We start from the raw sequence: 16,043 nt of genomic DNA, 5'->3' as shown, positions 1-16,043 counted from the left end.
TTTTAATTGGCTTTTTTTCTCTTCAAGAGATAAATGTAAAGTTCGAGTGCAAGAAAGGTAGTTAGAATAGGAATTGACAACCATGAGAGGATGTTTTGAACATCTTCATTTAATTTATCGAAGAAGGTATAATTTCCGACTAAATAAAAGGCTCCAATAACAAGAAACACATTGTTGATTTTCTGTATTTTATTGGCTTTTAGTCCATTCAGCCATGCATGGTATTTTTCATTTTTTGGATAGTGTTTAACCAATTTCTCAAAAACAATTTTTGTTTCTTTTGTATTTTTTATTTCCCATAGGGCCACTCCGTAATTCCATAGTAAATGCTCAAAATAAGTGATTTCATAAGGATCTTTATCCTTTCTTTCAGCGATTATTTTGAATTGTTGAATAACGGATTTTAAAACTTTAGTCGCCTTGGAATATAGTCCGGCAGAAACTAAACTTAGTCCATATTCACCTGTCATTTTAAGTTTTTGGTCAAATTCTTGGGGTTGATAGGGAGTGTTTTCAATTAAATCAATATTTGATTCATAAAACTTAATCATTACTAAGTCATCAGATTTTAATAGCTGTTCAAATTCTTGAATTAATTGATTGAAATCCTTCATGGTGTAGTAATTTAACGACTATCCTGCCGTCATCACAGCGCCTTCAAAATTCATTTTAATCGCACCTTTACCTTTTTGTTTATTTCCGTCTTTGTCCGTGAAAGTTCCTTCAAACATTACATGCAATACACCAGTTCGCGGTGAAAAATCCAAGATTTCGGCAGTCCCTTTTTCCATTCTATATTCTTGATCTTTTTCTTGATCTCCCATATTTATTGTCATTGAAAAAGATTGATTTGCTTGCTCAGTAGGATCAGCGGTATATTTTACGCGATGCTCTGTAACGATTTTTTGTTTGTTAAATCGAATTTTGATGTTTTCGTTGTAGGCACTTGTGATAAAAGCTTGAATGCTTTCAGTGGTAAAGGTTAAACCATTCTTTTTACGCTCAAAGACGGTGATGTCATGTGCTTTGTCTCCAATTGAAAGTTTAACGCTTCCCATACTGTAGAACTCCGAACCTCTGCTCTTACGTTTATTTTCCTTTTTTTCAGCACTGTCAATTTTCATGTATTCGCCATTCCATTTTGCGTCTGGTAAACTGTCAACTGTGGTTACTTCTGATGCAGATTTATTTTCGTTTTCATTTGTTTTTCCATCAGTTGCTTTTTCATTGGTACATGAAAAGAAGAATGCCATTGTAAAGAGGATGAAGAATGCGTTTTTCATTTGCTGATTAATTATTTTGTTTGACTGTTATTGTTTGGTTTATTAGGTGTTTTTTTATCACCTGAAGATTTTGGTTTTGGACCTTTCCCTTTTTTGGGGTCACCACCTTTCTTTGGTCCTCCAGACTTTGATTTTTTATTGTTCCACTTCTTTTTATACTTTTTCTTCGGCTTTGATTTTGGCTTTTCTCTCCATTCAGGACCTTCACCAAGTGCCTCAGGAAGTTTAGAAACAGGGATTTCAGAACCAATTAAATCTTGGATTTTTGAAAGTTTCGGCATGTCCTTAGGATTAATCAAAGAAACCGCTTCTCCTTTAGTATTCGCTCTGGCTGTTCTTCCTACACGGTGAACATAATCTTCAGCATCTCTCGGTACATCATAATTGATGACCATGTTGATTTCCTTAATGTCAATTCCTCTACTCATCACATCGGTAGCCACTAAAAGTGAAATTCTTCCCGATTTAAATCCTCTGAGCACTTCTTCTCTTTCATCTTGTTCTAAGTTGGAAGAAATACCGCTGGCTTTAAAGTTGTTTTGCTTTAAATATTTCACAATCGTACCGACTTTCTCTTTCGTTGAAGAAAAAATAATGATACGTTTATAGTCTTGTCGTTCGGCGAGCATGCTTTTGATCAATGCATTTTTTTGCTCATCAAAACATAAATAAACAGATTGTTTAACACCTTCGGCAGGCTTGGAAAGCGCCAAGTTAATTTCAACCGGATCTTTTAATAAAGTACGTGCAAAATTCCTGATTTCTTTGGCCATTGTTGCGCTGAACATCAAGTTCTGACGTTTACTTGGAAGATTTTTAAAAATCATTTTTAAATCATCAACAAATCCCATGTCTAGCATACGATCCGCTTCATCCAAGATCAAGTGTTCTAAGGAAGAAAAATCTGTGTATCCCATTTTTAAATGCGACAGTAATTTTCCTGGTGTAGCAACAATAACATTTGTTCCTGTTACCAAAGCTTCTTTTTGTTCCGACCAATCTTTTCCGTCTCCACCACCATAAATAGCTTTTGAACTCACAGAAATAAAGTAAGAAAGTCCTTGAATTTGTTGTTCAATTTGAACCGCCAATTCTCTGGTTGGAACAATGATTAAGGTGTTGATTTTGTCTGTCGGTTTTTGAGCAATTTTATGCAAGATCGGCAAAACAAAAGCTGCCGTTTTTCCGGTACCAGTTTGTGCACATCCAATGATGTCTTTTCCTTTCAATATTTCTGGAATGGATTGCGCTTGGATTGGGGTTGCGTTTTCAAATCCCATGTATCCAATTGCCTCAATAAGTTGTTCGTCTAGTCCGAGCGTTGTAAATTTCATGGTCTAAAGTTAGCAATAAACAAATAGATTCACTTTTACTAACGTAAATTCCTTTTTAATGTTGGTACTTTGTTGCACTTTTTACGAAATAAATGATTTCAACTTCCTTCGGTTCAATTCATATTTTCGTATAATTTTGACCAGATTCATTTTTTATTTAAGTCCAAAATTCAAATAAAAATTAATTTTAAGCGTTAATTCATCAACATGAAAAAAATAGGATTATTACTTACTGTATTGTCATTTTCTTTCGCTGTATTTTCCCAAGTAGGAATGGAGCAATGGAGAATGCATATTTCACCTAACTCTGGTATTGATGTAGTGAAAGGAGATGGAGCTATTTTTTCGATTTTGGAAAATGGAATGTTGGAATATGACCTTCAGGCAGGAGAACAAAGCATTTGGACCGTGGCCAATTACCTTTCTGATGTAGCGCCTTCTGCAATTGCATACGATGAGGTTTCTAAAACCTTGATTGTTGGTTACGAAAGTGGAAACCTTGATTTAATCAAAAATAATCGTGTTTTTAATCTTCCCGCAATTGTGCAATCCACTGTCAATGGAATTAAATCTGTGAACAGAATAGTAGTAAAAGATAACGAAGCGTTTATTGCGACTGGCGTGGGTATTGTTGTCTTGAATCTCGATAAAAATGAAATTAGAGATACTTACAATCCTACTACCAATGGAGATCTGTTTTTGGATATCGCTTTTCATCAAGACAGTATTTATGTATTGACAGAAAGCAGTATTTATGCCGCTAAGGAAGAAAACGCCTTTTTAGCTGATCCAAGTCAGTGGGAGGCAATGTCCAACGTAAACGATTATACCGCTGATGGAGGATATAATGAGCTTGAAGTTTTCAATGAAGAATTATTCGTTTCATTTAATCATGAATTTTACGCTGGAGATACTTTATTCCAAATTGTAAATGGTATACCTACTAAATTACTTGATGCAATAGAAATTAATGGCTTAGATGGATTTGAAAGTAACTTATTGGTTTCTTGCTCTGGTTCGGTTTTTAGCTATGATCAAAACCTAACACAAGTTGATAATATTTATCAATATCAAGGTGCATCATTTCCAGAACCTAGTCATGCAATTTTGGTGGGGTCAACTTACTATATAGCAGACCAAAACTCTGGATTGGTGAAAGCAACCAACGCCTTTAACTCGAGCCTTATTGGATTTAGCGGGCCACGATATAACAGTATGTTTCGTGCAAAGTGGAAAAAAGGGAAGCTAGCCATTGCTGGTGGAGGATTCAATGGAAACTCACCAATGTTTACAAGAAACGGTGGAACAACCATGGAAAATGAAGAATGGCAATCTACCATAATCTCAAATCAAGCGATGTTACAAGGTGCTCAATCCTGGGGTTTTATCTCAGCAGCAATTAATCCTAAAAATACAGCGGAAGTAGCCTACGGAAGTTATGCTGGAGTTCCATTAGTAATTACAAATGATGGAGTGGTTACGGATACATTCGGTTTTACCAATAGCTTAATTGAAGAAACTGGAAATGTTGGTTGGGGATATATTTCTGACATTGAATATGATATCGATGGGAATTTATGGGTTGCCAATGCCAACGCAAGTAAACCTTTAAAAGTAAGAACAGAGGACGGACTTTGGTTCGAATTTAATGTGGGAGGCGGTTTTACCAATCGCATAACCAAGCGTTTAATCATTGATGGCAATAATACAAAATGGATGACCGTAGAAGGTGTTGGACTTTTAGCATTTAATGAAGGAGAGAATATCGACGACGCAAGTGACGACAATTATCGTGTACTGAATACAGGAGCAAATTCAGGAGCTTTACCAACATCTGATGTAGAGGCCATTGAAGAAGATTTAGATGGAAATATTTGGGTTGGAACAACCGAAGGAATGCGTGTGCTTTATAACGCGGCAAATGTCTTTAACGCTTCTGCTGGAGAGTATAATTTCCAAAAACTATTGATTGAGTTTGGAGAAAATGTAGAAATCGTTTTAGGTACAACGCATATAACCTCTATTCAAATTGATGGTGCAAATCGAAAGTGGGTCGGAACAGCAAACGCAGGTGTATTCTTACTTTCTCCAGATGGATTAGAAGTAGAACAAAACTTCACCACTTCAAATAGTCCATTGTTGAGTAATGTAATCATGGATATTGCAATTAATCATACCACTGGAGAAGTGTTTTTCTTAACAGAAGAAGGAATGATCTCTTACCGTTCTGATGCTTCACAAGGAGACTTGAATTATGAGAGTGTAAATGTATTCCCAAATCCAGTTCATCCAGAATATTCCGGTCCTATTACGATTCAAGGAATTGCCTATAATTCTGATGTAAAAATCACAGATATCTCAGGAAAACTCGTTTATAAAACCATTTCAAATGGTGGAACTGCAACTTGGTCAGGAAAAACAATGGATGGTGAACGCGCTTCAACAGGTGTTTATTTGATCTGGACGAGTGTTGATGATGCCGAAGTGAAAGGTAGACAAGTAGGGAAAGTCGTACTCATAAACTAGGTAAATGAAAAGCATTCAACACGGGGTTTTACTAAGAAAACTAAATTACAGCGAAACAAGTTTAATCCTTAATTTTTTCACCCTAGAAAACGGATTTCAAGCCTATATTTTTCAAGGTGGAAAAAAGAAAAAAGGTAATATGTTGCAAGCCTTAAGTCTTGTCGAAATCACAGCATATCGCAGAGAGGATAGTGAGTTGGGAAAGATTACAGAAATCAATTCCTTATACAATCCGCAAAGCATTCCCTATCATCCCATCAAAAGTGGATTGGCATTTTTTATTACCGAAGTTTTGGCTCAAGTGTTAAAAAGTAGCGATCAAGATGAAAGTATGTTTGCCTTTTTAGAACACGAAATTAAATGGTTAGACAATTCAGAAGAATACACCAATTATCCCTTATGGTTCTTGCTTAAACTCGCCAACCAAATTGGAATAGGAATTCATGTTGCAGATCCAAATGGAGCAATTTTCGACCTGCAAGATGGAGTAATTGCCAATCAAACACCAAGTAGTCACCTCTTTGTAAATGATGAAACAGTTGCCCTTTTAATTGAACTTTTAAATAGTGATAAAAATGAATTTCTGGCGCTAAGTATTCATAGATTACTGCGTTCTCAAATTACAGATCATCTTATCGATTATTTTAAATTACACATCAATGGATTTAAAACCCCAAAGTCAATGGCTGTAATGCAAACAATTTTTGAGTAAATAAATACGAATATCTCTCCCCTCTTTACGGTAAATTCATTAGCTTTTCAAAGGAAAACAATCTAAGCTGATTACTGTTAAGTAAAGAATAGTTAAATTTGTATGTCAATTCGATTTACGATATAGAATAGAAAATATGATTAAAACAGATATAATAATTATAGGTGCAGGTCCAGTTGGACTATTTACCATTTTTGAAGCAGGATTGTTGAAGCTGAAATGTCATTTGATAGATTCATTACCACAACCTGGAGGACAATGTTCAGAGATTTATCCTAAAAAACCAATTTATGATATCCCAGGATTCCCGTCTGTTTTGGCTGGTGATCTTGTAGATAACTTAATGGAACAAGCAGCGCCTTTTAAACCTGGTTTTACTCTAGGTGAAGCTGCAGTAGATATCGAAAAAGTAGCTGAAGATAAATTTATCGTAACTACAGATAAAGGAACAAAACACGAAGCTCCTGTAGTGATGATTGCCGGAGGATTGGGTGTTTTTGAACCACGTAAACCACCTATCGAAAACTTAGAAAGTTACGAAGATAAAGGTGTAGAATACATCATTAAAGATCCTGAATTTTACAGAGGTAAAGAATGTGTAATCGCTGGAGGAGGTGACTCTGCTTTAGATTGGGCAATCTTCCTTACAGAGAAAAATATCGCATCAAAAGTTTCTTTAGTACACAGAAGAAGTTCTTTCCGTGGACACTTAGATTCTGTTCAAAAAGTGATGGATTTGGCAGAAGCTGGAAAAATCAACTTACTTACAGAGCGTGAAGTTGTTGGAATTGGAGGAGATGGAAAAGTGGAAAACGTGACCATCAAACACAAAAAAGAAGGGGAAGAAGTATTGGCAACAGATCACTTTATTCCTTTGTTTGGTTTGAAACCTTCACTTGGTCCTATCGCCAACTGGGGATTAGAAATTGAAAAGAATGCCATTAAAGTTGACACAACAGATTATTCTACAAATATCCCAGGTATTTATGCCATTGGTGATGTGAATACTTACACTGGAAAATTAAAATTAATCTTGTGTGGATTCCATGAAGGAACAATCGCTGTTCAGTCTGCTTTTGCAAGGATTTATCCTGATAAAAAGAATATTTTAAAGTACACCACAGTAAATGGAGTAAAAGGCTTCTAAATTATATTGCGCTATAAAATCGACTATCGGCGTTGCACCTATTTTTTATTCAGTCATTGACATTTGTCAACTCCTTATAATAAAAAAATAAGTGCGCCTTGCTATTCGATTTTCTAGCGCAATATAATAGAATGAGACTTTCTATTTCAGAAGTTAAAATAATCCTGAAGGGATGAAATTTTATTAGCCAAGGATGAAAATCCTTGGTTAAAATGAATAATATGATTTACAAACCCTGAAAGGGTGAAACAAAAGGTAAAACACAAGAAATAGAGTTAGACGTTCTGTTTCAGAACTTTAAATAATCCTGAAAGGATGAAATTTTTGTAACTAAGGATGTAAATCCATGGTTACAAACCCTGAAGGGGTGAAACAGAAGGTAAAACACGACAAAAAATCAGAATTATGGCAAAATTAATATCTTTTAATGTAAATGGAATTCGTGCAATCATGAAAAAGGATTTCGAAGCAGATATGAAAGCTTTGAACCCAGATATTTTATGTTTACAAGAAACGAAAGCACAAGACGATCAAGTGCAGGAAGCCCTCGTTTCATTTAAAGAAGATTATCATATTGTGTCAAATTCTGCAATGAAGAAAGGATATTCTGGAACCGCTATTTTGAGCAAGGAAAAACCTCTGGATGTCATTTATGGAATAGGAGTAGAAGAGCATGACCAAGAAGGACGTGTGATTGCTGCTGAATTTCAAGAATACTATGTTGTGGTTGTTTATGTTCCCAATGCCAAAAATGATTTATCACGATTAGATTACCGCACAACTTGGGACCAATCCTTCTTAAACTTCTTAAAAGACCTTGAAGCCAAAAAACCTGTTGTTGTGTGTGGTGATTTCAACGTTGCCCATAGAGATATTGACCTCGCCAGACCAAAAGCGAATTACAATAAAGGAGCAGGATACACCCAAAAAGAAATCGATGGAATGGATGCCTTTACAGGTCATGGATTATTGGATACTTTCCGATTAATGCATCCCGAAGAAGTTAAATATTCTTGGTGGAGTTACCGCGGTGGAGCAAGAGGACGAAACGTAGGCTGGAGAATCGATTATTTCCTAGTGAGCGAATCCCTAAAATCCAATATCAAGAATGCCGACATTTTAAATGACGTGATGGGATCAGACCATTGTCCAGTTTTACTGGAGTTGGGGTAAGGCTTGTTTAGGGCTCTGATGTTCCCCCTTTGGAAGGGGATAAAGGGGGAGGATTTTAAATACAATTCCTCAGTTTTGTCAATAATTCTAAGCATAGGCCTTCATGGAATAACTTAAAACTTATTTCTAGACCACCTTTTCCGCCTACGTCCTCAAGTTTATTCCTTCTTTTGTGCTGGTTATATCATTTTCACGAGCTTCACAAGGTCGCTGTGTAAACAGATTTACCAGCATACAAAAAGAAGTTCATATCCCGAATTAATTACGAGTTTTTGTAAATGAAAAGCCAAAATGGCAATAGATTTGGTGAGCACAGAGGTTTTTATTGTTTAGAATTGTAAATCCAATTTTGAGGAATAAAAATTTTGAGCATTATCAAAGGTAGCAGCCAGTTTGGCTTTGGAATAGGAAATTGGTGATTAATTCGGGATGTAGCTACCGGTCTTCGTCGGGGTGGGAAACGATGCTTCGAGTTTGGGTTTTAGCCGTAGAATTAAACGTATATTATTCGAATAATTATACGGCTATGCGAATGGTCTAATTTCATCATCTTCCTATAAGCTAATGAAAATGCGTGGAGTAACTGGGATTTGTTTATGGAATTAATGCTATATTTGAAGGAAAAGATACAGTATGGCTAATCGTAATACGATTAGCCAATTGTTATGAGCAAGGTAATACGCACTCAATAACGGTAAAGGACACTGCTTTAGTAAGAAACCAAACAGACCGATTTAGCGACTGCCAAGAATATTTTGCTTGTAGCGGGAGAAAAAGTTGACCTGAACACTCCCGAAAACAAAGTAGGGCGAAAATTAAATACTATAATTATGAAAAAGTTAATTTATGGAGGCTTGCTCCTTGCCTTAGTAGGAATTGGTTTTACTTCTTGTGAAAAAGAAGAAATATTAAAAGACAACAGTACATCTAAAGTTGAAGATGCTAAAGATTTGCCACAGAAATCAGGATTTTCGAATCCTACCACTCAGGTTACAAGTCTTGCCCAAGCTGCGAATTTAGAAGAGATAAAATATGATCATTCATCTGAAAAGTACAAGGTGACTTCGCACGACTACACAACTAACTTTGAAATTACCGTAGATTATTTCAATGTTAATAATGAATCCAAATTCGTAATAAATGATGCTTCTACCAATACTGAATATGAGGTTACAATAAATATTGAGAATGGTATCCTTTCCATTTCTGAACTTGGAGAATATTCAAAAGAGAGCTTTCCAAATGGCATTTCAACAGACGACAATATAATTGTAAGAATTGCAGCTGTTTTTGCACCATATCATGAGATACTAGGTAATAAAACAACTTTTTTCTCTGACAATGGCGATACTGACATTTTTGGACCATTCCCTCCAGCGAGGCCATTTATTGGAACAACTGAAGATTTTGGACCATGTGATGACCTCTTAAAACTTCAAAATAAGACCACTAAGACGTATATCTTTTGGATAGAAGTAGGATCACATACTGAGCTTGTTCCTTGTTAAAACCTGAAGGTATTTAAATTTGAACAGTGGCTGCTTTTAACATGCAGCCACTGTTATTTACTGAAACTTAAAAAATGTGAAATTAAATTTATTAATAATCTTTTTTCAAATACTGATTTTATGTTTAAATTATTGACCTTATCTATTTTTTTAATTATCCACTGTTGTCAATTTGCTCAAATTCAAGTTGTTGACAGTTTAAGTTCTGAACCAGTCCCGTTTACTCATATACGTACTGTTAAGAATGATAAAAATGTAATCTCCAATCACAACGGCTACTTTTTTTTGGATACATTACGTTTTAATACTGATTCTTTAATCATTTCAAGTATTGGTTTTGAGACAAAAAAAATTGCAATAAAAAATTTACATTCTTCGAGTAAAATACATTTAATTCCAAAACAACAACAATTAGAAGAAGTAGCTGTTGTTCAAAAAAAAGGCAAGTATAAATTGAAGAAACTTGGTGTTACAAAAAAGCCAAGAAAATTATTTTCCCAATACGGGATAACATCTCAAAATGGAACTATACAAGCAGTTCATATTCCAAATAAATATTCAGCTCCTGGGGTATTAAAATACGTCAATGTGTACATTACAGATAATGGTTATCCCGATGCTTATTTTAGAATACACGTTTATGATGTTAATTTGATAGAAATTAAACCTGATAAAGAACTCACTTCTTCTAACATTGTGAAGTCAGGAACGAAGGGGAATGAGTGGGTGAAGTTTGATTTAATTGATGAACGCATAACTATAGGGGAAAATGGGTGTTTTGTTGGTGTTGAATGGTTTGACAATACGGATTCAAAACGTTACCAAGATACCTTGATTTATAAGGCAACTGTGATTAATGGTGAAGATCACAAAGACACGCTCGTTACCAAAGCTAAAAGTGGTGATGGTGTTGTACTTGGAGCCAGATACGAACTTTACCAAAATGCTAAGCATAAAATTTGGTATAAACTTCCATTTGAAGGTGAGTGGCTCAAATGGGTTGTATACCAGGCTAAATACAAACATGAACTTCATGATACTCTGATACCGTATTTTATGCAACAAGTGGATAAGCAAGGTCATACTTTGCAAGTGCCATGTATTAATATAACAGCATCCTTCCCAAAAGGAAAAGCAGAACCAAATTATATCGAGCCACAAAATCAAAAATTAGATCAATTTAAAAATATTGAAGAGGACATATCTAAGTATCCACAATCAAGTGTTGTTGAATTATTCAACTCTCTAATTGCGGCATTTGAAAATGATGATATTATATATGCTATGAAATATTTATGTGTTTATAGAAATGATGAACTAGAAACTCTTATTACCGTTTTAGAGGATAATCAAATCAGAACTGGTAATTACTTTTCTAAAACGGATAAAAATCAAATAATCAAACATTTTAATGAGACTTTAGAAAAACTGAGTGTTGATTCATTAACCAAAATAGATGCTAAACATTTTGAATTAAAAGTTAACAATAAAAGTTCCAATTTATTCATAGTTGATGGTAAATGGAAACTTCAACCTGTCACTTTTAAATGAATCATACATTTGATTGTACTTCCAGCTTTTCAGAATGTAGTTAGCCTAATGGCAGATTTATTGTATTCCACAATAAAAATGGATTTGGGAAAAGTAATGGATACCTCTTCTCTCGAAAGTTTCTTTGTATTCGAAAATATTAGCAATAATCCCGTTCAAATAACTTGAATAATATCTAGTTGCAACTACACAGTTCCGTCATACAAAAAAAAATGAGATACTCCTTGGTGTAAAGTGTATAATATACTTTAAATTCACACTGAAAGTAGTTCCTCTGGATAAATCAGAGTATCAAAGCAGTCTTATCATTGTCGAAGGAAATTATAAAGAAATAGAGTTAGAAATAAGAAATTGAAAAGTGCTCATAACAACAAATAAGCCCAAGCGGCAAACATTCACACGTGTTAGCCGCCTGTGCCTATTTGCAATCTGTTGCCTACAATACAAAAAAAAACGAGAATGATAAGAAAATTTGGATTTATAACATTGATTTTTGCGACTATTTTGACAAGTTGTAACAACGACAAATCAAAAACAAAAGTTGAAAATATTGAAATCGAAAAAGCGGAACAGAAAACTGATACGCTTACAAAACATCTAAAACCGTTCAATCCAGAATTGCCAACAATCGGACTTTTGATGTATAATGGAGTTTTACAAAGCGAAGTAATTGCAACTTCTGATGTTTTCGCAAAACCGACCGAAAACGGAAAACAACTTTTCAATGTTATTTCAATAGCCGAAACTGAAAATCCAATAACATCTGAAGAAGGAATGCATTTCGTTCCTGATTACACTTTTGACAATTGTCCGAAATTAACTGCTCTTTTTGTTCCAAGTGCTTACGATATGTACGCACAAGTCCACAACGAAAAAATCGTAAATTTCATAAAAGAGAAAAATAAAGAAGTTAAATATATTGTAAGCAATTGTGCTGGAGCTCAATTAATCGGAAAATCCGGAATTGCAGATGGATATAAAATTGTAACGTGGATTGGTGGCGGAAAAGAATTACAAAAGGAATATCCGAATTTAAAAGTGCAAAACGATAGTTTGGTAACTTTTGTTGAGGACGGAAAATTCAGTTCGTCAAATGGAAATTTAGCAAGTTATATTTCAGCATTGAATTTATTGGAGAAAATGACGAGTTCGGACCATAAAAAATTCGTGGAAAGTTATTTATATCTTGACCGACTTCAAAATTGGAAAAACTAAAAGCACTATGCACAACAATTAAGCATCAATAAACTCAAGTAAAACTTGAGTTCATTGTGCTTGGTGTTGAATTCTGCCTTTGGTGGCGGGTTCGAAGCCTAAAAAAACTATGGGGATTCAATAAGAAAACTTGTGATTGTATTTCTAAAAATTTGCCTTTATGTTTTTAGAAATATACTGATTGATCAAGAAGGAACACTTTTTAGCTTCTGATTTTCTGAGATAATGCGTTTTTAAGTATTGATTTTGACAAAAGCTGTTATTTTTACCCAAAACCGCTTTTGAATTCTTTAAGCTTCATTTTCACAATTCATTTATTGTTAAGTTGAAAACGCTGTAAATCGTCAATTTTTTCTACTTTTATAGGGTAAATTGGTGGTTTTGAGACAGACTGCCGTTGTGTGCAATTTGAACAGAACGACCAAAATTCAATAAAATAACAGAATATGAATAACGAATTATACGAAAATGAAAAAGTTGATTTATTTCAAGAAGCTACTGGAAATGAAATAAAATTAACCAATGAGCAAATTAATGAAAAGTATAAAAAAGGTGAAGTACGAATTATAACTGAACAAGCTCGTTATCCACTAAACACCATTGTAAATATGGTGAATAGTGAAGATTATATTCTGAATCCAGAATTTCAAAGAAGACATAGATGGGATGGAACTAGAAAATCGAAGCTAATAGAATCGTTTATAATGAATGTGCCGATTCCACCAATCTTCCTTTATGAAAGAGAATATTCTGTTTACGAAGTGATGGATGGCCTTCAAAGACTTACTGCAATATCTCAGTTTTACGAAGACAAATTTGCATTACAAGATTTGGTCGAGTGGAAAGAATTAAATGGTTTAAAATACTCTCAATTACCTGAACAAATAAGAAAAGGAATTGACAGAAGATACATATCGTCAATAATATTACTGCAAGAAACTGCAAAATCTGAATCTGAAGCAAACAGATTAAAACAATTAGTTTTCGAAAGAATTAATAGTGGTGGAGAAAAACTAAAAGCTCAAGAAATAAGGAATGCCCTATTTCCAGGTGGATTAAACAACTTGACAATAAGTCTTTCACGTAACAAATATTTCTGCAAATTATGGAATATTCCAGAACCTGACGAAACAGAAATAGCAACAGGACAAGCTAGACAAGAAGTCATTGAAGACAAATACTTTAAAGATATGTCTGATGCTGAACTCGTTCTTAGATTTTTTGCTTATCGTCAAATTGACCAATGGCAAGGGAACACAATGGAATATTTTTTAGATGAATTCTTAAAAAAGGGCAATGAACAATTTAATGAAGATGTCTTAAATAATTTAAAAGATTTATTCAATGATACCATAAAGTTTGCATTTGAATTATTCGATGAAAAGGCTTTTTGGCTTCATAGAAGCAGAGAGGACAAATGGTTTCACTACGAAAGACCTACTAAAATATTGTATGACCCAATGATGCAAGTATTAGCTAATAATTTAGATAAAAAAGCTGAGATTTTAGCTAAAAAAAGAGAAATCATTACTGGATTAGCAGATTTTCATAAATCACAGTATGATTCATTTAAAGGTCGTGATACTAATAAAACTAAAGTATTAGAAAGAATTAAAGTTCTAAATGAATATCTAAATAGTTTTATCAATGCATAGTATTTTAAGTGATTTCCAAAAGGAAATGGATTTGCTTAAATTATATATAGATTTTCAGAATTCGAGTTATAAAAATCAATCTAAAATTGAAAAATTAAAACCTGACTCTGTTTTAAAATCATTAACGATATCAAAAATTAAGCAATTCGATTTTAACTCTCATATCATCTCAATTTATGGTGCATATGAACATTTCGTAGAACAACTTTTTGTAAAATACTTAAATGAGATTTGTTCAATTGTCACAAGTTATAATTTACTTCCAGAAGAAATTCAAAAAAATAATTTGAATAAAACTTTAGAAATTATTAAGCAGTTAGATTATCGGAAAAATAAAAATGTTAAACCTGAAAAATTAATTGAAATTTTACATAAAAATATAAATGAAAATTCTTCAGTTATTAATATTGATGCTTTTAAAAACCATAACGCAAACTTTAGAATTACAGTTATTGATATCTATTTTTCTGAAATAGGTATTAAAAACATATCAAGTTTAATTAGACAATATGAGCCATTAAAAGGTTTTCTAACAATTAATGTTTCTGATTTTGCATCCAAAAAAAACAGCATTGTATTTCCAATTCTTGAACATATTTGCGACTTAAGAAATGACATTGCACACGGAGTAAACAATGTTCAATTGATTAATAAATCGATTCTATTTGAGTATATCGATTTTATGAAAATTTTTGCCACATCATTATTTGAATTAATAAACGACAACTATTTATCGAAAATATTTGAATCTAATAATAATGAAATTGAAGTAATTAGCATTTTTAATAAAGAAATATTGTGTTTTAATACTAAGGGCAAAAAAATTGACAAGAATTCCAAAATATTAGTAAAATCAGAAAATCATTTACCAAATGTTTTTTTAGCAAATATTAAAGATATTCAACATAACAATATAAGTATTGAAAATACAGAGAAAAATGACAATATTGACATTGGAATCTTAGTTGACAAAAAAATTAAAAACACGATGAATTTTAAATTAATAACTGAATAAAAAACTAACCCTAACAATTAAGCATCAATGAGGTCAAGTAAGTTGAATTCATCATGCTTGGTGTTGAACTCAGCCTTTGGTGGCGGTTTCGAAGCCTAAAAAAACTATGGAGATTCAATACCAAAAGGTGTGATTGTACTTCTGAAAATTGGATTTTCAGTTTGTTGTGTACTTGCAAAGTTAAGTGCTAACCCACGCACTACTTATAGCCCCAACCGTTGTAACTAGTTAAATTATACCCGAAAAGGTATAGATGAGATGAACAAACTAAGCAAATTTGTAAAAAAAAGAAGAAAACATCTTGGGTTAACTCAAGAAGATTTGTCATTCAAAGCTGGTGTAGGACTGAGGTTTGTAAGAGACCTTGAACAAGGAAAACAAAGTTTGCAAATGGATAAAGTGAATCAAATATTATCATTATTTGGCCATGAACTGGGTCCAATACAATCAGAAAGAGATGAAGAAAGCTAAAGTATATATGTATGATGAAATGGCAGGAATACTTACAGAAGATGAAAATGGATTTCATTTTTTATATGACCAATCTTATCTAAAATTAAAAGAAGCCGAACCTGTTAGTTTAACCTTACCGCTTGCAGACAAAGCATTCGAAAGCAAAACGATGTTCCCTTTTTTTGACGGATTAATCCCAGAGGGCTGGTTATTAGATATCGCTCAAAAAAATTGGACTTTCTATTTTTAAAAACAAGCTGTTTTGTCAAACAGAAACACTTTTAAGCTTCTGATTTGCTGAGATAATGCGTTTTTAAGTATTGATTTTGACAATAGCTGTTCTTTTTACCCAAAACCGCTCTAGAATTTCTTAAGTTTCATTCTCACTATTCATGTGTTTTTAGGCTGCAAATACTGTAAACCATCGAGTTTTTCTGTTTTTAAAGGGTAAATTGGTGGTTTTACGCCCTA

14 protein-coding genes are annotated in these 16,043 nt (G+C 33.4%); 11 read left to right on the top strand and 3 right to left on the bottom strand.

Features of this window, described 5'->3' with window-relative positions:
* Positions 1-2: 2 nt before the first annotated feature.
* Genes DXU93_RS09070 through DXU93_RS09060 form a run of 3 tightly spaced genes read right to left on the bottom strand, consistent with a single transcriptional unit; the run spans position 3 to position 2,617 of the window.
* Positions 3-614, bottom strand: a complete 612-nt coding sequence (locus DXU93_RS09070) for a hypothetical protein (RefSeq protein ID WP_116880968.1) — start codon at positions 612-614, stop codon at positions 3-5.
* An 18-nt stretch (positions 615-632) separates the two neighbouring features.
* Positions 633-1,283, bottom strand: coding sequence for a hypothetical protein (locus tag DXU93_RS09065; protein ID WP_123776099.1), 651 nt, complete (start codon positions 1,281-1,283; stop codon positions 633-635).
* A gap of 11 nt (positions 1,284-1,294) precedes the next feature.
* Positions 1,295-2,617 (bottom strand): DEAD/DEAH box helicase, encoded by a 1,323-nt coding sequence (locus DXU93_RS09060; protein ID WP_116880966.1) that lies wholly within the window; start codon positions 2,615-2,617, stop codon positions 1,295-1,297.
* 207 nt (positions 2,618-2,824) lie between these two features.
* Here DXU93_RS09060 and porZ point away from each other — a divergent pair, with 207 nt between their 5' ends.
* From porZ to DXU93_RS09005, 11 genes are all read left to right on the top strand, one after another.
* Positions 2,825-5,143, top strand: a complete 2,319-nt coding sequence (gene porZ / locus DXU93_RS09055; RefSeq protein ID WP_116880965.1) for a type IX secretion system anionic LPS delivery protein PorZ — start codon at positions 2,825-2,827, stop codon at positions 5,141-5,143.
* A 4-nt stretch (positions 5,144-5,147) separates the two neighbouring features.
* Positions 5,148-5,855 carry a DNA repair protein RecO gene (gene recO / locus DXU93_RS09050; RefSeq protein ID WP_116880964.1) on the top strand — a complete coding sequence of 236 codons (708 nt, stop codon included), beginning with the start codon at positions 5,148-5,150 and terminating at the stop codon, positions 5,853-5,855.
* A 136-nt stretch (positions 5,856-5,991) separates the two neighbouring features.
* A complete protein-coding gene (locus tag DXU93_RS09045) occupies positions 5,992-7,002 on the top strand; it encodes an NAD(P)/FAD-dependent oxidoreductase (protein ID WP_116880963.1) in 1,011 nt (336 codons plus the stop codon).
* Between the two features lie 405 nt (positions 7,003-7,407).
* A complete protein-coding gene (locus tag DXU93_RS09040) occupies positions 7,408-8,175 on the top strand; it encodes an exodeoxyribonuclease III (protein ID WP_116880962.1) in 768 nt (255 codons plus the stop codon).
* Positions 8,176-9,005: 830 nt separating this feature from the next.
* On the top strand, positions 9,006-9,683 hold the full coding sequence (locus DXU93_RS09035; RefSeq protein WP_123776098.1) for a hypothetical protein: 678 nt from the start codon (positions 9,006-9,008) through the stop codon (positions 9,681-9,683).
* 120 nt (positions 9,684-9,803) lie between these two features.
* Positions 9,804-11,234, top strand: coding sequence for a carboxypeptidase-like regulatory domain-containing protein (locus DXU93_RS09030; RefSeq protein ID WP_116880960.1), 1,431 nt, complete (start codon positions 9,804-9,806; stop codon positions 11,232-11,234).
* A gap of 459 nt (positions 11,235-11,693) precedes the next feature.
* Complete coding sequence (locus DXU93_RS09025) at positions 11,694-12,449, top strand: DJ-1/PfpI family protein (protein WP_116880959.1); 756 nt, start codon at positions 11,694-11,696, stop codon at positions 12,447-12,449.
* Between the two features lie 446 nt (positions 12,450-12,895).
* Positions 12,896-14,104 carry a DUF262 domain-containing protein gene (locus DXU93_RS09020; protein WP_116880958.1) on the top strand — a complete coding sequence of 403 codons (1,209 nt, stop codon included), beginning with the start codon at positions 12,896-12,898 and terminating at the stop codon, positions 14,102-14,104.
* The gene (locus DXU93_RS09015; protein ID WP_116880957.1) at positions 14,097-15,119 is read left to right on the top strand and encodes a HEPN domain-containing protein; all 1,023 of its coding nucleotides are present in this window, start codon (positions 14,097-14,099) and stop codon (positions 15,117-15,119) included. Before DXU93_RS09020 ends, DXU93_RS09015 begins: the two co-directional genes overlap by 8 nt.
* Positions 15,120-15,377: 258 nt before the next feature.
* Positions 15,378-15,590 (top strand): helix-turn-helix transcriptional regulator, encoded by a 213-nt coding sequence (locus tag DXU93_RS09010; RefSeq protein WP_116880956.1) that lies wholly within the window; start codon positions 15,378-15,380, stop codon positions 15,588-15,590.
* Positions 15,577-15,822: a HipA N-terminal domain-containing protein gene (locus tag DXU93_RS09005; protein WP_116880955.1), complete on the top strand. Its 246-nt coding sequence runs from the start codon at positions 15,577-15,579 to the stop codon at positions 15,820-15,822. The genes DXU93_RS09010 and DXU93_RS09005 overlap by 14 nt, the downstream gene beginning before the upstream one ends.
* Positions 15,823-16,043 lie beyond the last annotated feature (221 nt).

This window comes from Brumimicrobium aurantiacum (assembly GCF_003402975.1).
Lineage (GTDB): Bacteria > Bacteroidota > Bacteroidia > Flavobacteriales_D > Crocinitomicaceae > Brumimicrobium > Brumimicrobium aurantiacum.
The sequence above is the reverse complement of the archived record's forward strand: the minus strand, read 5'-3'. Positions and strand labels throughout refer to the sequence as shown.